The organism is Cupriavidus sp. H39 (genome assembly GCF_050271075.1).
Taxonomy (GTDB): Bacteria; Pseudomonadota; Gammaproteobacteria; order Burkholderiales; family Burkholderiaceae; genus Cupriavidus; species Cupriavidus necator_B.
Window position 1 is genome coordinate 1490145 of sequence record NZ_CP189846.1, and the last position, 18494, is coordinate 1508638.

An 18494-nucleotide genomic window follows, 5' to 3' on the forward strand; every position below is an offset into this window, starting at 1 on the left:
GCGTTACCCTTTGCGTGCCTGGTGTCCCCCTTGGCCGTTCCTCTCAACCCGTTGAAATGACACGATGGAAGCCCATACCGACCATATCCTCATCGTCGACGACGACCGCGAAATCCGTGAGCTGGTTTCCGCATATCTCACGAAGAACGGTTTGCGCGTTACCGTGGCGCCCGATGGCCGTCATATGCGATCGTTTCTGGAAGTCAACAGTGTCGACCTGATCGTGCTCGATGTGATGATGCCGGGAGACGACGGCCTGGTGCTATGCCGGGAGTTGCGGGCCGGCAAGCACAAGACCACCCCGGTGCTGATGCTGACCGCGCGCACCGACGAGACCGATCGTATTGTTGGCCTGGAAATGGGCGCCGACGACTATCTTGCCAAGCCGTTCGCAGCACGCGAACTGTTGGCACGAATCAAGGCGGTGCTGCGCCGCACCCGGATGTTGCCGCCCAACCTGCAGATCAGCGAGGCTGGTCAACTGCTTGCGTTTGGTGACTGGCAGCTGGACACGACCGCCCGCCACCTTATCGACCTGGAGGGCACCATCGTCGCCCTAAGTGGCGCCGAATACCGGCTGTTGCGCGTGTTTGTCGACCATCCGCAGCGCGTGCTCAACCGCGACCAGCTGCTCAGCCTCACGCAAGGCCGCGAAGCGGAAATGTTCGAGCGCTCGATTGACCTGCTGGTCAGCCGCTTGCGACAGCACCTGCGGGAGGATGCGCGAGAAACCCGCTATATCAAGACCGTACGCAATGAGGGCTATGTGTTCTCGATGCCAGTGGAGATCCGGGAGGCACGCAAATGAGTCTCCAGGCGTTACCCTGGCCCCGAACGCTGGGATCACGGCTGTTCCTGATCCTGCTGGCGGGAATGATCATCGCGCATCTGCTGTCGTTCGGCGTGCTGTTTTCAGAGCGCTACCTTACCGCCCGCGCGATAATGCTTGGCACGCTGGAAACGGACGTTTCCACATCGATCGCCATCCTGGACCGCGTACCCGCTCAAGAGCGCCCGCAGTGGCTGAGATATGTGAATCGCGGCAACTATCAATACATTTTGGGGCCGGGCCTGCCCGGTGTGCCGGAGATGAGCGCGCAGGCCAAGGAGGTGGCCGACCGGATCATGGAAGCGAGCGGTGGCCGGTTTCCGGTCAAGGTCGAGTCGATCCCCGGCGAGGGCAAGCGCATGCAGGCACATCTGACGCTCAGCGATGGCAGCCCGCTGACGATCGACGTACACCCGAAGCCAGCGCCCGTCGCCCAATGGTTGCCCTATGTGCTGGTGATCCAGCTGGTGCTTCTGATCCTGTGCTGCTGGCTCGCGGTGCGGCTGTCGATTCGTCCCCTGGTGGCGTTGGCCGATGCGGCGGACTCACTCGATCCAAATTCCCGAAGCCAGCCGCTGGCGGAGACCGGGCCGAGCGAGCTGGTACGCGCCGCGCGTGCATTCAATGCCATGCGCGAGCGTATCGCCCGCTTTGTGGAGGAGCGCGTGCAACTGCTGGCCGCGATCTCCCATGATCTGCAGACGCCAATTACGCGGATGAAGCTGCGTGCGGAGTTGGCGGAAGATTCTGAGGACAGGCGCAAGCTGGTGCACGACCTCAGCGAGATCGAAACACTGGTGAAGGAGGGGCTGGCGTACGCGCGCGCGGCGCATGGCGACGGCGAGAAGCCGTCGCGGATCGATATCGGCTCATTCGTCGAGAGCCTCGTCTATGACTACCAGGACACCGGCAAGCCTGTCACCATTGTGCACAATGCAGGCGGTGCGCTCACGACGCGCCACCACGCCTTGCGGCGCATCCTGACCAACCTGACCGACAACGCCATCAAATTTGGCGGAGCTGCGGAATTGAGCGTGCTGCGTGACGGCGGCGCGGTGATCATCAGCGTGCAAGATCGCGGGCCCGGGATTCCGGAAGACAAGCTCGAATCCGTGCTGCAGCCGTTCGTCCGGATCGAGGAATCGCGCAACCGCGACACTGGCGGCACGGGCCTGGGCCTGGCAATTGCGCACCAGCTTGCGGTCACGATTGGAGGCACGCTCACATTGCGCAACCGCCAGGGAGGCGGCCTTGAGGCGCAGGTGAAGCTGGGCTGAGCAGTAATCGGTCCTATGCGCCGCATTCTGCGCCTCTGCATGCACCTAGGGTTTCTCCTGAAATTCCTTCGTACCCCCTTGTTTTGATTGTGATTCTGGTTGAACGGAAGCCGTTGCAAGTGGTGGCGGTGACCAACTTCGACCTTGACCCTCCGTCGAAACCGCCGATAATGCAAACGTTTGCAACGGAGGCAAAACATGGAAACTTCCAGCGAGCGGCAGGCGCCACAAGGCGAGCGTCTGGCGCTGATCGAGGACGAACACTCGGTGACAGGCGTGGTCCAGGCGGCCATGGCCAATACCACCAATCCGCGCCTGCGTTTCGTCATGGATTCACTGGTGCGGCACCTCCACGGGTTCCTGTCCGAGGTGCGGCTGTCCGATGAGGAATTCGAGCTGGCCCTGGGGTATATCGCCAGTCTCGGCCATGCGACCAATGCCAAGCACAACGAGGTTGTCCTGGCTGCCGACGTGCTGGGGCTGTCGACGCTGGTGACCGTCATGAACAACAGCACCAGGGACGGGCGCACGCCCGGCGCGCTGCTCGGCCCGTTCTATCGCGCCAACGCGCCGCGTTATGACTGCGGTGACTGCGTCGTGCAGGACGACGCGCCGGGCTTGCCGCTGCTGGTCAGCGGCACCGTGCGCGCGACCGATGGCACGCCGCTGCCTGGCGCGCTGGTCGAGATCTGGCAGGCGTCGCCGGTGGGGCTGTATGACAACCAGGACCCGACCCAGCCCGACCGCAACTTGCGCGGCTGCTTCCATACCGATGAAAGCGGGGGCTATCACTTTCGCACGGTACGGCCTGCCGGCTATCCGGTGCCAACCCACGGACCGGTAGGCACATTACTGGCCGAGCAGCAGCGCCATCCGTACCGGCCGGCGCATATCCATTTCATCGTCGCGGCGCCGGGCTACCGGACGCTCGTCACCCAGGTGTTTGCCGACACGCCGGACAAGCTGGAATCCGATGTCACGTTCGGCGTGCATCGGCAACTGGTTGGCGATCTCCGGCTGCACCACCAGGGCCCCAGCCCGTGGGGCGATGTGCCGGCGCCGTTCTACACGCTGGCGTTCGATTTCACGCTCGAGCCCGGCGAGCAGACCTTCCCGAAGCCGCCGATCGACTGACGGCCGGATCGACATACCCTGACCCATTCCCAAAAGACCATGAGTGCTACTTCTCTTTCCGGCAAGGTGGCCGTGATCCTCGGCGGCACCGGCGCGATCGGCTTTGCCGCCGGTGAAACGCTGGCGCGGCTTGGCGCAAGCGTCGTGCTGACCGGGCGCGACCCCGACAAGGCGGCCAGTGCCGCGGCGGCCTTGCCGGCCGGCAACCATCTAGCCGCCGTGGCCGAGATTGCCGACAGCGCATCGCTGCGCGCGCTGGCCGACGAGGTCAGCCATCACTACGGCCGCGTCGATATCCTGGTGAACACCGCAGGCTTTACGCGGGCGATTCCGCACGCCGACCTCGACGCCCTGGACGATGCGCTGATCGATGAACTGTTTGCCGTCAACTGGCGCGGGCAGTTTGCTGCGATCCGTGCGTTCGCTCCGCACCTGCGCGCCAATGGCGACGGGCTGGTGGTCAATGTCGGGTCGATCGCCGGCCGTACGGGGCAGGGCAGCAATGTTGCGTACTGCGCTGCCAAGGCCGGGCTCGATGTCATGGCGATGTCGCTCGGGCGTGCGCTGGCGCCGCATATCCGCGTGCTGAACGTTTCACCGGGCGTGGTCGATACCGCCTTCGTGCCGGGACGCGACAGCGGTTTCAACGAGCGCGCCGCCAAGTCGACGCCGCTCAGGCGCGTCGGCCAGGCACAGGACGTGGCCGATGCCATCGCAGCCTGCGCGACCTCACTGCGCTTTGCCACTGGCACCACCATCGTCGTGGACGGCGGCCGCCAGCTTGGATAGGCCAGGCCCTCCATGTCTGCCCAATCGCATTTCCATCACTGACCTTCGCTCATGCACGCACGCAAGACCATCATCACCTGCGCGGTGACCGGCAATATCGTCACCCCGGAACAGCACCCCGGCTTGCCGGTCACGCCGGCCCAGATTGCCGACGCCGCGCTGGAAGCTGCCGAGGCCGGCGCAGCCGCCGCCCACATCCACGTGCGCGACCCCGAAACCGGGCGCCCGTCGATGTCGCTCGACTACTACGCCGATGTCATCGACCGCATCCGCAAGCGCAACCGCTCGCTGATCATCAACCTCACCACCGGACCCGGTGGCCGCTTCGTGCCGAGCGAGGACGAGCCGCGGGTGGCCGCGCCCGGCACCACGCTGCTGCATCCCGCCAGGCGCGTCGAACACATCGCGGCCCTCCGCCCGGACGTCTGCTCGCTCGACCTGAACACCATGAACTCCGGCGGCGACGTGGTCATCAACACGCCCGCCAACGTGCGCAAGATGGCCGGCGTGATCCGCGCGGCCGGCGTCATGCCCGAGCTGGAGATCTTCGATTCCGGCGACCTCAACATGGCGCTCGACTTCATCCGTGAGGGCGTGCTGGACGGCCCCGGCCTGTGGACCTTCGTGCTGGGCGTGAAGTACGGCTTTGCGCCCACGCCGGAAACCATCTTCTACGCGCGCAACATGCTGCCCGCCGGCGCCCACTGGTCGGCATTCGGCATCGGCCGCGCGGAGTTCCCGATCGTGGCCCAGGCATGGCTCGCAGGCGGACACGTGCGCGTCGGCATGGAAGACAACATCTATCTGGAGAAGGGCGTGCTGGCGCCAAGCAACGCGGCGCTGGTCGCCAAGGCGCGCGACATCGTCAGGTCGCTCGGCGGCGAGATTGCCTCGTCCGCCGAGGCCCGGCGCACGCTTGGCCTGCGCGAGGCCTGATCCCGGCCATACAGAACCAAACATTTCAGGAAGGAATTTCCATGAATACCATTCGAGTCAGCGAGAAAGCCGCCAATATCGATGTCCTGCACCTGGAGCTGCTCGGCGTGCCGCGCCCGGAAGCGGCGCCGGGCCAGGTCATCATCGAAGTGGCCAGCGCCGGCGTGAACCCGAGCGACGTGAAGGCAACGCTCGGCCTGATGCCGCATGCGGTCTGGCCGCGCACGCCGGGCCGCGACTATGCAGGCCTGGTGATCGACGGTCCCTCCGAACTGCTGGGCCAGCAAGTCTGGGGCAGCGGCGGCGAGCTCGGCATCCGCCGCGATGGCACGCATGGCAAGTATCTGCGCCTCCAGGCCAGCGCCGTGCGCGCCAAGCCGGCATCGGTATCGCTGCTGGAAGCCGGCGCCGTGGGGGTGCCGTTCATCACCGCCTATGAAGGGCTGCGCCGCGCGGGCATGCCGCAGGCTGGCAGCACCGTGCTGGTATGTGGCGGCAACGGCAAGGTGGGGCAGGCAACGATCCAGATCGCCACCGCGCTCGGCGCGCGCGTCTTTGCCGTGGAGCGCACCGCGGAGGCGTATCGTGGCCATGCCAGCGGCGACGTGCGCATGATCGACGCCAGCAGCGAATCCATTGCCGCGGTGGTGCACGAAGAGACCGACGGGCACGGTGCGGATATCGTCTACAACACGGTGGGAAGCCCCTACTTCGAACAGGCCAACCAGGCCATGGCGATCGGCGCGGCGCAGATCTTTATCTCGACCATCGAGAAGCCGGTGCCGTTCGATATCTTCGCCTTCTATCGTGGCCAGCACACCTATGTGGGCGTCGACACCCTTGCGCTGGACAGCAACGCCTGCGCGGGCATCCTTGACCGGCTCGCACCGATGTTTGCCTCGGGTGCGCTGCGGCCGTTCCCGGTGCTCTCCGACTACACCTATTCGCTTTCCAACGCCAAGGAGGCCTACCGGGCGGTCCTCCAGGGCGCAACCGAGCGCGTGGTGCTCAAGCCATGAACACGACCCGGTTCGCACAGGCGCCGGCCTACTTCCCGGCCAATCATGAAGGCATGCACTGCCTGCGCTTGCAAGGGCATGAAGCGGGACCGTCCGAAGCCTTGTGGATCGGGGTCTCGGTGCTGCTGCCGGGCGGCCATACGTCGATGGATGCCGCGCCGGTGGAAAAGCACTACGTGGTGCTGGAAGGCGAAGTCTGCATCGCCACGCCCGACGAGCGCGTGACGCTGGGCCAGTTCGATTCCGTGCGCCTGGCGGCGGGTGAGGCGCGGCAGGTGTTTAACCCGGGCAATCGGCCGGCGCTGCTGCTGCTGGCGATGCCGTATCCGAAGGACTGATATTTTTGGGCCGAATTGCAAACGATTGCATAAGAATGGAGCAGCTGGCCCCCCCCCATAACAACCACAACAACCACGACAAACCACGGGAGACAAAGCAAATGAAGTCCATCAGAAGGCGTAGCCATCTGCTCATGCTGGCCATGGCCGCAGGCTGTGGCGGTGAGGCCTGCGCGCAGTCAGCCGTGACCCTGTACGGGCGCATCAATACGGCACTGGAGTATTCCTATGCCAACACGGCCACCGACGGCACCCGCCTTGGCGGCGTGGGGCGCCTGACCAACAACCGCTCGGTCTTCGGCATGCGCGGCGAAGAAGGCCTGGGCGGCAGCCTGAAAGCGATCTGGCAGATCGAAAGCAATTTCTCGCTCGATACCGGCCAGGGCCAGGTGGCCGGGCGCAATACGCGGGTGGGGCTGCAGGGAGATGCCGGCACGCTGTTCCTGGGGCACTGGCAGACCCCATACACCGAATCGACGCTGGCCTACGACCCGTACTATCCGACTACTGCCGGCTATATGGCACTGATCGGCAACGGCTCCACGTCCAGTTCCGACAACGTCCAGGACACCAGCTCGTTCGACCGCCGGCAGAAGAACATCATCGTCTACAAGACGCCGTCGTTCGCCGGCTTCAGCGGCGCCGCGGCGTGGGGCGTGAACGAGGAGAAGACCACCGTACCGCGCAATCCCGGCCTGTATTCGTTCTCGGCCGCCTACGACAATGGCCCGCTCAACGTGGCGCTGGCCTATGAAGTCCACCAGCACTACCAGACCGCCGGCCGCAACGATGACGCGATGAAGGCGGGCGTCTCGTACAAGTTCCCGACCACCACCGTGGCGCTGCTCTATGAACGGCTCCACTACCGCACCGCGACCGGCGACCTGACCCGCAACGGGTACTACGCCTCGCTGGTGCAGAAGCTCGGGCCGGGCAGCGTGCGCGTCGGTTTTGGCCTTGCCAGCAATGGCGCGGGCAATGCGACCGAGACGGTGGGCTTCTTCCGCAGCGGCGCGGAAACGGGTGCCACGCAGGTCACGGTTGGCTACGACTATCCGCTGTCCAAGCGCACCGCGCTGTATGCGTACTACAGCCGCATCAACAACAAGCGCAATGCGATCTACGACTTCGCCATCAATGAACTGGGCGTGAGCGCGGGTTCAGACCCGCAGACGGTCGCGCTCGGCATGCGGCACTTCTTCTGAGGCAGAACGGCACGCCCGGCATGGGCGCGCCGCATTCAACGGTGATGCGCGGTGCCCGCGCTCGCTTCTGAAGTGAGGAGACACACGGAATGATCCGATCCATCCAAGGCGCCGTGCTGGCGCTGGCGTCATCGCTCATGCTGGCGGCCGCGCCCGCCGCCCACGCGCAACCGCAATATCCCAGCAAGCCGATCCGGCTGGTGGTGCCGTTCTCGGCTGGCAGTGCCACCGACATCCTGGCGCGCATCATCGGCAGCAAGATGGGCGAGGGCGGCACCTACCAGGTGATCGTCGACAACCGCCCCGGCGCCGGCGGCACCCTGGGCGCCACTGGCGTGGCCAAGGCGGCGCCGGATGGCTACACGCTGATCCTGGTTTCGGTCGGGCACGCCATCAACGCCACGCTGTATCCCAGGCTGTCGTATGACACGGTGAAGGACTTCGCACCGGTCTCGCTGGTGGCGACGGTCCCCAATGTGCTGGTGGTCAATGCCGGCAGCAAGTACAAATCGGTGCGGGACGTCGTCAACGCCGCCAGGGCGACGCCGGGCGCGCTGAACTTCGACTCGGCGGGTTCCGGCAGCTCCACCCACCTGAGCGGCGAGATGTTCAAGATGCAGGCCGGCATCGAAATCGTCCATATCCCGTACAAGGGCACGGGCGAAGCACTGACCGACGTCATGGCTGGCCGGGGCGACATGATGTTTGCGCCCAGCGTATCGGCCATGCCGTTCGTCAGGCAGGGCAAGCTGCGGGCGCTGGCGGTCACCACGGCCAGACGCGCCAGTGCGCTGCCGGAGATTCCCACGGTGGCGGAGTCTGGCTTCCCCGGCTACGCCTTCGACTCCTGGTTCGGCGTGCTGGCGCCCGCCGGCACCCCGAAGGAAATCGTCGATGCGCTCAATGCCGAGATCGGCAAGGCATTGGCCGCGCCGGATGTGCGCGAGCGCCTGGCTGCCCAGGGCGCGGAGCCAAAGCGCTCGTCGCCGCAGGAGTTTGCTGCCTATATCCAGGCGGAGATCGGCAAGCTGGCGCCGGTGGTCAGGCAATCCGGCGTGAAAGCGGGGCAATAGCGGTAGTCCGCAGGCGTGCGGCGACGGCGCGGGGCTGGCTTAGAATGGCGTCTTCCGACTCTCCCCGGGCTGCTGCCGCCCCGCCAACTGCCGTCATGCCCGAGCGCAAGCGCCTCACCCTGAAAGACCTGGCTGCCGAGATCGACATGCATTACTCGACCGTCTCGCGAGTGATGAATCCGGCCACGCGGCACCTGGTGGCTGAGGACGTGGCGGCCCGCATCCTGGAGCTTGCCGAGGCCCGCGGCTTCCGCCCCAATCGCATCGCGGCGGGCCTGCGCACCCAGCGTTCGGGTCTGGTGGGCGTGGTGCTGCCCGATATTTCCAATCCGGTGTTTCCGCCCATCCTGGCCGGCATTGAATCCGTGCTGGCGCAGCAAGGCTACGTGCCGATCGTGGTCAATGCCGGTACCGACAAAAGCCGGCAGCGTTTTGTCATCGACCAGATGATCGGCCGGCAAGTCGAAGGACTGGTGCTCGCCACCGCGGAACGGGACGATCCGATACTCGCCTACTGCCTCAAGCAGCATATCCCCGTGGTCACGGTCAACCGCGGTGAAGACACGGGCCGGGTGTCCTGCGTGGTGAGCGACAACCTGCTGGCCATGCGTCAGACGGTTGACCACCTGGTCGGCCTGGGCCACCGCCGCATCGGGCATATTGCCGGGCCAGCCACACTGTCGACCGGCTTTCTGCGTCGCGAGGGCTTTCTTCAGGCGGTAAAGCGCCACCGCCTGCGCCGCGCGGAATGGCAAGTCATGGAAGCCGCCAGCTATTCGCGTGAAGCCGGCCGGCTCGCTTGCGAGCAGCTCTTCGCGGCATTCCCGCAGATGACCGCCATCGCCGCCGGCAATGACCTGGTGGCGATGGGCTGCTACGACTTCCTGCGCGAGCGCGGCATGCGTTGCCCCGAGGACGTCTCGGTCGTGGGCCACAACGACATGCCATTTGCCGACGCCCTGACGCCGCCGCTCACCACCGTGCGCATTGCCGTCCACGAAATGGGCGAGGAGGCTGCCCGGCTCCTGCTCAGGAAGATCGACAAGCCAGCCTCCGATGCCGTCACCGTGCAACTGACGCCGCAACTCATCGTGCGGGGTTCCACGGCTGCGCCGCCCCCAGCGCAATAGCCGAGGTCGATACCGGCGATCAGGCGGGGGCCCGTCCACGTAGGATCGGCTGTGCGCGCTGGCCTCTTCCCTCCACAAGGCAGGTCTCATGACCTCATGAAGCCAATCCCCAGCAATCTGGTGCGCGTAAAACCAGCCCAAGCCATCAAAAAGTGCCTTAAGAGCATCACTGCATAGGCATAAAGTGGCGTCATCTATTTCAAAGCATTAGATGGCATTCGCGAGATCTTATGTTCGGTGGCCTCACAGGCGGGATGTGAAGTCTCCGGCTACGTACTTTCACCTAATGCTGCATTGCGACATTTCCTCTGCTACAATCAGGGAAAACCCCATAAGGGTAATCCCGAAAGGAAGGACGCCATGAACACCCAATCCGATATCAAGCTGACCGATCAACTGGAACGCCAACTCATCGAGCGCGAGCTCGGCACGCAAAGCCTGGGCTTCGCCCACGACGTGAAGCGCGCCATCGCCGCCGTGCAGTCGGTGATCGAGCGCCTGCAAAGCCAGGCCCGCAAAGCCAAGGTGGTTTACGCCAACGGCTGAGCCCTGCCTGCAGTACGGTGGTTGCGGCCCTTCCGGGCTGCGTTGAAGAACCGGCCATACGTGCGCCCGCCCTGGGTGAACGCGGCCGGTTTGTTTTGCCCGCGGCGCTTGAGTGCTTTGTGAATGACTCTCGCAACGCTTGCCAGCGCTTTTCGTTTTGTCGCGGCGACGGACACGGCTATCTTGGATGCCTTTGCCGAACCGGTCCGTCCATGTCCCCGCTTGTCCTGCTGTGCCTGTTGATCACCTATGTGGTCTGGGGCACGACTTACCTGGCGATCCGCTTTACGCTGGAGAGCTTTCCGCCGCTGTTCATGATGGGCACGCGCTTCCTGTGCGCGGGCCTGCTGCTGGCCGCCTGGCTGGCATCGCGCGGCACGCCAATGCCGTCCATGCGCCAGTTGCGCCATTGCGCGGTGCCGGCGTTGTTTCTGCTGGTGGGTGGCATGGGCCTCACGGCCATTGCCGAGCAGACCATTTCCTCTGGCGCCACCACGGTGATGATCGGGTCGATGCCGATCTTTGCGCTGATCTGGGGGGCCTGCTTTGGCAATCGGCCGAAGTGGTTTGAGTATGTAGCGATTGCCATCGGCAGCGCCGGCATCCTGGTGCTGACCGCGGGCGCGGAGTTCCAGGTCAGTACCGGCGGTGTGGTGGCGCTGTTGCTGGCGGTGGCGAGCTGGTCCTTCGGCTCGCAGCTGGCGCGCCGGCTGGAGTTGCCGCCAGGGGCGGCGGCGTTTGCCGCCGAAATGGTGATCGGCGGCGCGGTGCTGATGGCGCTGTCGATGCTGCGGCAGGAGCCGTGGCCGTCGTCGGTCAGCGCGCAGGCCGGCTGGGCCTGGGTCTACCTGGTGGTGGCGGGGTCGCTGGTGGCGTTCTCCGCTTACATGTACCTGGTATCGACGGTCAGCCAGACCCTGGCGGCGAGCTATGTCTATGTGAACCCGCCGGTGGCGCTGGCCATGGGCGCTTGGCTGGGCGGCGAGCAGATCGCGCCGCAGACGCTGGGTGCGGTGGTGCTGATCCTGGCGGCACTGGTCGTGCTGAGCCTGGGCACGCTGCGCGCGGCGCGGGCCCAGGCAGCCTGAGCGCGGCCTCAGCTGCCCGACTGCTCCTGGATCCAGAGCGACAGCCGCACCTTGTACGCCTGCTGGATATGCCGGCGCGCGATCTGCTCGGCCAGCGCGGGATCGCGCTGTTCCAGCGCTTCCACCAGTGCGATATGTTCTTCGTAGGAGCTGCGCGCGCGCCCCGGCACCGCCAGCGTGGTGCGTCCGAGCAGCGCCATGGACTCATGCAGCGAGCGCAGCGTCTTCAGCAGGTAGCGGTTGTGGGCGCAGCGGTGCAGGGTTTCATGGAACAGCCGGTTGTTCAGGGCGAGCCGGTCGGGGTCGTCGGCGATGGCGAGGTCGCGCTCGACGATATCGCGCAGCAGCGAGATCTCGACGTCGGTGGCGTGGCGCGCGGCCAGCGCGGCGGCGGTGCCTTCCAGCACTTCGCGCATCACGTACAGCTCGCTGACCATGCTGGCATCGAGTTGCGTGACCATCATGCCGCGGTTGGGCTCGTTGACGACCAGGCCTTCGGACTCCAGCCGGGACAGCGCTTCCCGCACCGGCGTGCGCGACAGCCCCAGCGATTCGGCCAGTTCCACCTCGCGCAGGCGGGTGCCGGGGGAAAGCTGGCCGGCCTGGATGGCGGCGCGCAGCTGCTGATAGGCGCGCTCGGATCGGGGGAGCGATGCAGCCTGGCCGCTCTCGGCGGCGCCGGCGAACTCTTGAGAAATCATGTGAGGCTGGCGGATGCAGTGGAACTGTCGTAGCCAGCCATCATACCCGCTCGCGCCAGCCTGACATCACGGCGTCGCAATAACGTGTAAAGCGGGCGGCCCGGCGCCAGCCCGCGCGGCCCGGGGCCTTAGCCGGCGGGCGACTGGAACGGGTGGTACTGGTACAGCCAGGTTTCCGACAGCGGCTTGCCGTTCAGGCGCAGGAACAGGCGCAGGTCGACCGGCTGGGCGCCATCGGTGGTCAGGTCGAACTGCGCGCGCCAGTGGCCGGCCACGCCGTTGGGCACGGCTTCGGTAAAGACATAGGAAAAGGTGCCGCGCGAGGCGGTCAGCACGGCTTCGGGTTTGACGCCGAAGGGCAGTTTCTCCAGCGGCGCGCCCTTGAACTCGACCATGAACTTGCGCACGCCCTTGGGCCGCGGCTGGCCGGGCTGGCCGCCGTTGCCCAGCCGCGTGGCGACGCAGCGTGCCAGCGGCGATGGGTAGGGCTCGTCGGCCGCCCAGTGCAGCCGGTAGCGCAGGCGGTAGGTGCTGCCGGCCTTGGCCGGCGCCTTCGGCACCCACATGGCGACGATGTTGTCGTGGATCTCGTCGTCGGTGCGCAACTCCACCAGCTGCACCGAGCCGGCGCCCCAGCCATCGCGCGGCTCGACCCACAGGCTCGGGCGGCGTTCGTAGTTGACGCCGTCCTGGTAGTGGTCGAACAGGCGGTCGCGCTGCAGCAGCCCGAAGCCCTTGGGGTTCTCGTCGGCGAAGGCCGAAGCGGTGGTCTGCGGCGGGTTGTTCAGGGGGCGCCAGATATGCTCGCCCGCACCGTTCCACAGCGCCAGGCCGTCGGAGTCGTGCACTTCGGGGCGCCAGTCAACGGCGGTGCCCTTGATGCTTTCCGAGAACCAGTACATCGAGGTCAGCGGCGCCAGCCCCAGACGTGCCACATCCTTGCGCAGGAACAGCGCGCACTCCACGTCCATGATCACGGCCTTGCCACGCTGCATGACGAAGCGGTAGGCGCCGGCGATGCTCGGTCCGTCCAGCAGCGCGTAGACCGTGACGGTATCGCCGCTGCCCTCGGGGGTTTCGAACCAGAAGTGGGTGAAGGCGGGAAACTCCTCCTGCTTGCCGGCTTCGGCCACGTCGATGGCGATGCCGCGCGCGGACAGGCCGTACTGGTACAGCTCGCCAATCGCGCGGAAATACGAGGCGCCGAGGAAGGCCACCCAGTCATTCTTGCGCCAGTCCCGGGTTTTCTGGTCGCCCAGGCGGCTTTCCTGGAAGCGGAAGCCGGCAAAGCCGCTGCCCGGCGGCAGCTTGTGCGCGGGGCTGTCGGCCGGCATGTCGAAATAGGCCTCGTCATAGACGATCTCGCGGGCCTTGCCGGTGCCGCCCTTGGCGCGCTCGATCACATGCATGCGCACCGGCGTGCGGAAGTAGGTGCCGAGGTGGAAGAACGTGACCGGGAACTGGCCCGGGCCGTTGGCAAAGACCGCGTCCTCGGTGCGGAAGCGGATCTTGCCGTGGGCGTCGTAGTCGATGCGGGACAGCACCTCCGCGGGCGGCGCAGGCGGCGGCGCGTAGGGCTTGGCGGCCAGGCCGCGGGCGCGTTCGATCAGGGCGTCGAAGCCGAACGGCTGGGCCTCGCCCAGCTTGATCCGGCCGGCTGCCAGCACCGAGGGGGTGATGCCGAGGGCGGCAAGCGCGGCGGAGGCGGTGGCGGAAACCAGCAGGGTTCGGCGGTTCATCATGTGCTGAAAGCGTCCTTTTATTGTCCGGGGTTGTGCAGAACTGTAAAAGACGCCGCCGCTGCAGAAAAGTTCGGACACCCTCTGTTACAGGGGAGGGCCCCGGCGCCTCAGTGTGCGCCGCCCGCGGCGCGGCGCCGCCGGCGCCGCTGCCGCGCCAGCATGTTCAGCCCCTCGACCGCGGCCGAGAACGCCATCGCCGTATAGATGTAGCCCTTGGGCACGTGCGTGCCGAGGCCTTCGGCAACCAGCGTCATGCCGATCATCATCAGGAAGGCCAGCGCCAGCATCACGATGGTGGGGTTGCGGTTGATGAAGTTGGCCAGCGGCGTCGCCGCGAACAGCATCGCCATCACCGCCGCGATCACGGCGACGAACATGATCTGCACATGTTCGGTCATGCCCACCGCGGTGATGATGCTGTCGATCGAAAATACCAGGTCCAGCACCAGGATCTGGCCGATGGCCGAGGCAAAGCTCTGCACCGCCTTGGCGGTGCCGCCTTCCTCGCCTTCTTCGTCCGCGGTGACATGGTGGTGGATTTCGCGCGTGGCTTTCCACACCAGGAAGGCGCCGCCCGCGATCAGGATGAGGTCGCGCCATGACAGGCCCTGGCCCAGGATCGTGAATACCGGCTCGGTGAGCTTGACGATGATGGCGATGGTGGCCAACAGCGCCAGGCGCATCAGCAGCGCCAGGCTGATGCCGATCTTGCGCGCCTTCTCCCGCATCGCTTCTGGCAGCTTGTTGGTCAGGATCGAGATGAAGATCAGGTTGTCGATCCCCAGCACGATTTCCATGGCCACCAGCGTGGCCAGTGCCGCCCAGGCGGCGGGATCCTGCAGCAATGCCAGCGACGCTTCCATGAAGGCTCCGGGATGTGAGGGCAGGGCGCTGCGGTGACCCGCTCCAGGCGCACGAAGGCCTCATGTTAGCGCAGCGTCGCTTCAGCGGGCAGCTTTACGCGCGCGGACTAAAGCGCGTTCGACAAGGTTGCCATGCGCAGCCATGGAATATAGTATGTGATATATCAATAGATCCAATCGAGCCATCAAGGAGACAGCAATATGAAAGTGTGCATCTATGGCGCCGGTGCCATCGGCGGTTATGTCGGGGCCCAGATGGCGCGGGCCGGGGCCGAGGTTAGCTTCGTCGCACGCGGTCCCCATCTTGCGGCGATGCAGGCGCATGGCGTCAAGCTGCTGATCGACGGCGAGGAGCGCATGGCCAAGGTGCGCTGCACCAGCGATCCGCGTGAACTCGGGCATCAGGACTACGTGTTCATCACGCTCAAGGCGCATTCCGTGCCGGGGGTGGTGGAGCAGATGCAGCCGCTGCTCGGGCCGGAAACCGCGATCGTGACCGGCGTCAACGGCATTCCTTACTGGTACTTCTACAAGCACGGAGGCGAACTGGCCGGCCGCACGCTGGAAAGCGTCGATCCGGGCGGGCGCCAGTGGCAGCGCCTGGGGCCGGAGCGGGCCATCGGCTGCGTGGTCTATCCGGCCGCCGAAATCGTCGCGCCGGGCGTGATCAAGCATGTCTACGGCAAGAAGTTTCCGCTCGGAGAGCCGGACGGCAGCCGCTCCGCCCGGGTGACGGCGCTCAGCGAGATGATGATGGCGGCTGACCTCGACGCCCCCGTGCGCGACAACATCCGCGACGAGATCTGGCTCAAGCTGTGGGGCAACCTCTGCTTCAACCCGATCAGCGCGCTGACCCACGCCACGCTGGACGTCATTACCGCCGATCCCGCCACGCGCGCGCTGTCGCGCCAGATGATGGTGGAGGCGCAGGGCATCGCCCAGCGCTTTGGGGTGAAATTCCGTGTCGACGTCGAGCGGCGCATCGACGGCGCCGGCGCCGTTGGCGCGCACAAGACCTCGATGCTGCAGGACCTGGAGGCGGGGCGGGCCATGGAAATCGACCCGCTGCTGACGGTGGTGCAGGAAATGGGGCGGCTGGTGGGCGAGCCGACGCCGATGTGCGATGCCGTGCTCGGGCTGATCAAGCAGCGGGATGCGATGGCCAAGCTGGCCGCATGAGGGGCAGGGGGCGCCACGGGTCGGCGTCAGGCGGGCCGGGCAAGCAAAGTGGCGCTTGCCCGGCTCGCGGAGTCCGAAGGCAGGGCGATAGTGATATACCATATACGACAGACCGCGCACTGCTATTGTGCCGATGCATGTGGAGCGCGCATCGTTTGATGCGTTTTCATAATGGGTCAGGCGTTTTTGCTAAGCTGTGCAGCGATGCGCAGGGCAGCCATTCCGGCCGCCCGGGCGCCGGTCTCACACGAGCTCATTCATGTCTGCGCAAAGCCAATCCATCGTCCAGCCCAACGGGCTGGCCCTGTCGGTACAACCGATCAACGCCGGCGCCAGCCTGCGCGACCAGGCCTACGCCATGCTGCGGCAGGCCATCGCCGACGCCGACATCTACCAGTCGCGCGACGAGATCCGGCTGGATGAACGGGTGCTGAGCGAGGCCATGGGCGTCAGCCGCACGCCGATCCGCGAGGCCATGACGCTGCTGGAGCAGGAAGGCTTCCTGCGCACCGTGCCGCGGCGGGGCATCTACATCATGCGCAAGACCAAGCGCGAGATCGTCGAGATGATCCAGATGTGGGCCGCGCTGGAAAGCATGGCGGCACGGCTGGCCACCAAGAACGCCACCGACGCCGAGATCGCGCAGCTGCGCAGCATGTTCGACAGCTTCCGCGATTCCACCCCGGCCGAGCACATCGAAGAGTATTCCGACGCCAATATCGTGTTCCACCAGGCGATCGTGCAGCTGTCGAAGTCGCAGATCATCATGGACACGATCCGCAATATTTTCATCCACGTGCGCGCGATCCGGAAGATGACCATCTCCCAGAGCGACCGCGCGGCACGGTCCATCGTCGACCACCTGCGCATCATCGAGGCGCTGGAGAAGCGGGATACCGAACTGGCGGAGCGGCTGGTGCGCCAGCATTCGCTCGACCTCGCGGACTACGTCGAGAAGCACTGCGATTTCCTGGACTAAACCGGGCAGTGCAGGACAGCAGCAGGGCGGTTCAGGCGGCGGACTTCGGTCCGCCGCTTTGCTTTTTGGGGGGCGCACCTGCATGGGCGGTGGCATTTCGCTAAGTGGTGTGTGATATATCAATGTGAAAAGCGCGTCGGCCCTTATGCCGCCCGGGCATGGAAAAGCCCCGCCTTATTCTCTCCGTCGCTAGTCAACGGAGCTCTGTTGCGCCGCACCGTCGATATTTGCCCCGGAAGCGCCAAACTCCTCTTGCTCTCTTCTGATATATCACATACCGTATGTCATCAGAGACTACAAATAGCGGAAGAGGAGACCCTTCGCAATGGAAACCAAGGCCCTGCAAGGTGTGCGCATCCTGGACATGACCCATGTCCAGGCAGGCCCGTCGGCGACGCAGTTGATGGCGTGGCTGGGCGCGGACGTGATCAAGGTGGAGATGCCGGGACGCGGCGACATCACGCGCAGCCAGCTGCGCGACGTGCCGAATGCCGACAGCCTGTACTTCACCATGCTCAATTCCAACAAGCGCAGCCTGACGCTGAACATGAAGACGCCCGAAGGCAAGGCGCTGCTCGAAGACCTGGTCCAGCGCAGCGACGTGCTGATCGAGAACTTCGGCCCCGGCGTGCTGGCGCGCGCCGGCTTCGACTGGGACCACCTGCAAGACCTGAACCCGCGCCTGGTCTATGCCTCGATCAAGGGCTTTGGCCCCGGCCCGTACGCGGACTGCAAGGCCTACGAGAACGTGGCGCAGTGCATGGGCGGCTCGGCCTCGACCACGGGCGATGCCGACGGCGTGCCGACGGTGACCGGCGCACAGATCGGCGACTCCGGCACTGGCGTGCATGCCGTGGTCGGCATCCTGGCCGCGCTGCTGCAGCGCGAGCACACCGGCCGCGGCCAGCGCGTGGAAGTGGCGATGCAGGACGCAGTGCTGAACCTGTGCCGGGTCAAGCTGCGCGACCAGCAGCGCCTGGCCAACGGCCCGCTGCGCGAATATCCCAACCAGGACTTCGGCGACCACGTGCCGCGCGCGGGCAACGCCTCGGGCGGCGGGCAGCCGGGCGCGGCGCTGCGCTGCGCGCCGGGCGGCCCCAACGACTATGTCTACGTCATCATCCAGCCGCAGGGCTGGGAGCCGCTGATGCGCCTGTGCGGGCGCGAAGACCTGATCAACAACCCGGACTACGCCACGCCCGAAGCGCGGCTCAAGCACCTGGCCGACTGCTTCGCCGTGATCGAGAAATGGACGCGCGGCATCAGCAAGTTCGAGGTGATGGCGGCGCTCAACGAGGTCGATGTGCCGTGCGGCCCGATCCTGTCGATGAAGGACCTGATCGAAGACGAGTCGCTGTACCAGCGCGGCTACCTGGTCGAGCTGGAGCATCCGCAGCGCGGCAACTACGTGCAGCTGGGCTGCCCGATCACGCTGTCGGCCTCGCCGGTGCAGGTGGAGCGCTCGCCGTTGCTGGGCGAGCACACCGAGGAGATCCTCGAGTGGCTGGGACGCACGCCTGCGCAGATCGCCGCGATGAAGCTGGCCGGGGCGGTATGAGGCTGGGCTGACGTCATTCCCGCCCGCGCGGGAATGACGACCGGCGGCGCGCGCCGTCCTGCTTTTCCCTTTCTCCCAAGATTCCCTGCAAACCGACATCGGCGCAGG

General features: G+C 65.9%; 18 protein-coding genes. 15 read left to right on the forward strand and 3 right to left on the reverse strand.

Features of this window, described 5'->3' with window-relative positions; translation table 11 throughout:
• Positions 1–64: 64 nt before the first annotated feature.
• From ACOCMH_RS07165 to yedA, 12 genes are all read left to right on the forward strand, one after another.
• Positions 65–808, forward strand: coding sequence for a response regulator (locus tag ACOCMH_RS07165; protein ID WP_427306203.1), 744 nt, complete (start codon positions 65–67; stop codon positions 806–808).
• On the forward strand, positions 805–2106 hold the full coding sequence (locus tag ACOCMH_RS07170) for an ATP-binding protein (protein WP_427306204.1): 1302 nt from the start codon (positions 805–807) through the stop codon (positions 2104–2106). Before ACOCMH_RS07165 ends, ACOCMH_RS07170 begins: the two co-directional genes overlap by 4 nt.
• Before the next feature lie 198 nt (positions 2107–2304).
• Positions 2305–3240 (forward strand): dioxygenase, encoded by a 936-nt coding sequence (locus ACOCMH_RS07175; RefSeq protein ID WP_427306205.1) that lies wholly within the window; start codon positions 2305–2307, stop codon positions 3238–3240.
• A gap of 39 nt (positions 3241–3279) precedes the next feature.
• Complete coding sequence (locus ACOCMH_RS07180) at positions 3280–4029, forward strand: SDR family NAD(P)-dependent oxidoreductase (protein ID WP_427306206.1); 750 nt, start codon at positions 3280–3282, stop codon at positions 4027–4029.
• A gap of 51 nt (positions 4030–4080) precedes the next feature.
• Positions 4081–4965: a 3-keto-5-aminohexanoate cleavage protein gene (locus ACOCMH_RS07185; RefSeq protein WP_427306207.1), complete on the forward strand. Its 885-nt coding sequence runs from the start codon at positions 4081–4083 to the stop codon at positions 4963–4965.
• Positions 4966–5006: 41 nt separating this feature from the next.
• Positions 5007–5984 (forward strand): quinone oxidoreductase family protein, encoded by a 978-nt coding sequence (locus ACOCMH_RS07190; RefSeq protein WP_427306208.1) that lies wholly within the window; start codon positions 5007–5009, stop codon positions 5982–5984.
• Positions 5981–6322: a cupin domain-containing protein gene (locus ACOCMH_RS07195; protein ID WP_427306209.1), complete on the forward strand. Its 342-nt coding sequence runs from the start codon at positions 5981–5983 to the stop codon at positions 6320–6322. Before ACOCMH_RS07190 ends, ACOCMH_RS07195 begins: the two co-directional genes overlap by 4 nt.
• Positions 6323–6423: 101 nt before the next feature.
• Positions 6424–7527, forward strand: a complete 1104-nt coding sequence (locus ACOCMH_RS07200) for a porin (protein WP_427306210.1) — start codon at positions 6424–6426, stop codon at positions 7525–7527.
• Between the two features lie 89 nt (positions 7528–7616).
• The gene (locus ACOCMH_RS07205; RefSeq protein WP_427306211.1) at positions 7617–8600 is read left to right on the forward strand and encodes a tripartite tricarboxylate transporter substrate binding protein; all 984 of its coding nucleotides are present in this window, start codon (positions 7617–7619) and stop codon (positions 8598–8600) included.
• A gap of 95 nt (positions 8601–8695) precedes the next feature.
• Entirely contained in the window at positions 8696–9730 is a 1035-nt protein-coding gene (locus ACOCMH_RS07210; RefSeq protein ID WP_427306212.1) for a LacI family DNA-binding transcriptional regulator, read from the forward strand.
• 360 nt (positions 9731–10090) lie between these two features.
• Positions 10091–10276, forward strand: a complete 186-nt coding sequence (locus ACOCMH_RS07215; RefSeq protein ID WP_012356335.1) for a hypothetical protein — start codon at positions 10091–10093, stop codon at positions 10274–10276.
• Positions 10277–10488: 212 nt separating this feature from the next.
• On the forward strand, positions 10489–11364 hold the full coding sequence (gene yedA / locus ACOCMH_RS07220; RefSeq protein WP_427306213.1) for a drug/metabolite exporter YedA: 876 nt from the start codon (positions 10489–10491) through the stop codon (positions 11362–11364).
• Positions 11365–11372: 8 nt separating this feature from the next.
• On the opposite strand, the gene ACOCMH_RS07225 is transcribed toward yedA, so the two are convergent.
• The 3 genes from ACOCMH_RS07225 to ACOCMH_RS07235 all read right to left on the reverse strand — a co-directional run bounded on the left by ACOCMH_RS07225 (position 11373) and on the right by ACOCMH_RS07235 (position 14670).
• Positions 11373–12065 (reverse strand): GntR family transcriptional regulator, encoded by a 693-nt coding sequence (locus tag ACOCMH_RS07225; RefSeq protein WP_427306214.1) that lies wholly within the window; start codon positions 12063–12065, stop codon positions 11373–11375.
• Between the two features lie 128 nt (positions 12066–12193).
• Complete coding sequence (locus ACOCMH_RS07230; protein ID WP_427306215.1) at positions 12194–13807, reverse strand: glucan biosynthesis protein; 1614 nt, start codon at positions 13805–13807, stop codon at positions 12194–12196.
• A 107-nt stretch (positions 13808–13914) separates the two neighbouring features.
• On the reverse strand, positions 13915–14670 hold the full coding sequence (locus ACOCMH_RS07235) for a TerC family protein (protein ID WP_427306216.1): 756 nt from the start codon (positions 14668–14670) through the stop codon (positions 13915–13917).
• A gap of 201 nt (positions 14671–14871) precedes the next feature.
• Between ACOCMH_RS07235 and ACOCMH_RS07240 the strand changes: the two genes are divergently transcribed.
• The 3 genes from ACOCMH_RS07240 (at position 14872) to frc (ending at position 18386) form a co-directional block, all read left to right on the forward strand.
• Entirely contained in the window at positions 14872–15849 is a 978-nt protein-coding gene (locus ACOCMH_RS07240; protein ID WP_427306217.1) for a 2-dehydropantoate 2-reductase, read from the forward strand.
• Between the two features lie 259 nt (positions 15850–16108).
• The gene (locus tag ACOCMH_RS07245; RefSeq protein WP_427306218.1) at positions 16109–16828 is read left to right on the forward strand and encodes a GntR family transcriptional regulator; all 720 of its coding nucleotides are present in this window, start codon (positions 16109–16111) and stop codon (positions 16826–16828) included.
• Positions 16829–17153: 325 nt separating this feature from the next.
• On the forward strand, positions 17154–18386 hold the full coding sequence (frc, locus tag ACOCMH_RS07250) for a formyl-CoA transferase (RefSeq protein ID WP_427306219.1): 1233 nt from the start codon (positions 17154–17156) through the stop codon (positions 18384–18386).
• Positions 18387–18494 lie beyond the last annotated feature (108 nt).

Coding starts and splice junctions, on each gene's coding strand:
- ACOCMH_RS07215 (WP_012356335.1), top strand. CDS start 10,091: ATGAACACCCAATCCGATATCAAGCTGACCGATCAACTGGAACGCCAA.
- ACOCMH_RS07165 (WP_427306203.1), top strand. CDS start 65: ATGGAAGCCCATACCGACCATATCCTCATCGTCGACGACGACCGCGAA.
- ACOCMH_RS07225 (WP_427306214.1), bottom strand. CDS start 12,065: ATGATTTCTCAAGAGTTCGCCGGCGCCGCCGAGAGCGGCCAGGCTGCA.
- ACOCMH_RS07175 (WP_427306205.1), top strand. CDS start 2,305: ATGGAAACTTCCAGCGAGCGGCAGGCGCCACAAGGCGAGCGTCTGGCG.
- ACOCMH_RS07170 (WP_427306204.1), top strand. CDS start 805: ATGAGTCTCCAGGCGTTACCCTGGCCCCGAACGCTGGGATCACGGCTG.
- ACOCMH_RS07235 (WP_427306216.1), bottom strand. CDS start 14,670: ATGGAAGCGTCGCTGGCATTGCTGCAGGATCCCGCCGCCTGGGCGGCA.
- ACOCMH_RS07190 (WP_427306208.1), top strand. CDS start 5,007: ATGAATACCATTCGAGTCAGCGAGAAAGCCGCCAATATCGATGTCCTG.
- ACOCMH_RS07195 (WP_427306209.1), top strand. CDS start 5,981: ATGAACACGACCCGGTTCGCACAGGCGCCGGCCTACTTCCCGGCCAAT.
- frc (WP_427306219.1), top strand. CDS start 17,154: ATGGAAACCAAGGCCCTGCAAGGTGTGCGCATCCTGGACATGACCCAT.
- ACOCMH_RS07180 (WP_427306206.1), top strand. CDS start 3,280: ATGAGTGCTACTTCTCTTTCCGGCAAGGTGGCCGTGATCCTCGGCGGC.
- ACOCMH_RS07240 (WP_427306217.1), top strand. CDS start 14,872: ATGAAAGTGTGCATCTATGGCGCCGGTGCCATCGGCGGTTATGTCGGG.
- ACOCMH_RS07205 (WP_427306211.1), top strand. CDS start 7,617: ATGATCCGATCCATCCAAGGCGCCGTGCTGGCGCTGGCGTCATCGCTC.
- ACOCMH_RS07245 (WP_427306218.1), top strand. CDS start 16,109: ATGTCTGCGCAAAGCCAATCCATCGTCCAGCCCAACGGGCTGGCCCTG.
- ACOCMH_RS07200 (WP_427306210.1), top strand. CDS start 6,424: ATGAAGTCCATCAGAAGGCGTAGCCATCTGCTCATGCTGGCCATGGCC.
- yedA (WP_427306213.1), top strand. CDS start 10,489: ATGTCCCCGCTTGTCCTGCTGTGCCTGTTGATCACCTATGTGGTCTGG.
- ACOCMH_RS07230 (WP_427306215.1), bottom strand. CDS start 13,807: ATGATGAACCGCCGAACCCTGCTGGTTTCCGCCACCGCCTCCGCCGCG.
- ACOCMH_RS07185 (WP_427306207.1), top strand. CDS start 4,081: ATGCACGCACGCAAGACCATCATCACCTGCGCGGTGACCGGCAATATC.
- ACOCMH_RS07210 (WP_427306212.1), top strand. CDS start 8,696: ATGCCCGAGCGCAAGCGCCTCACCCTGAAAGACCTGGCTGCCGAGATC.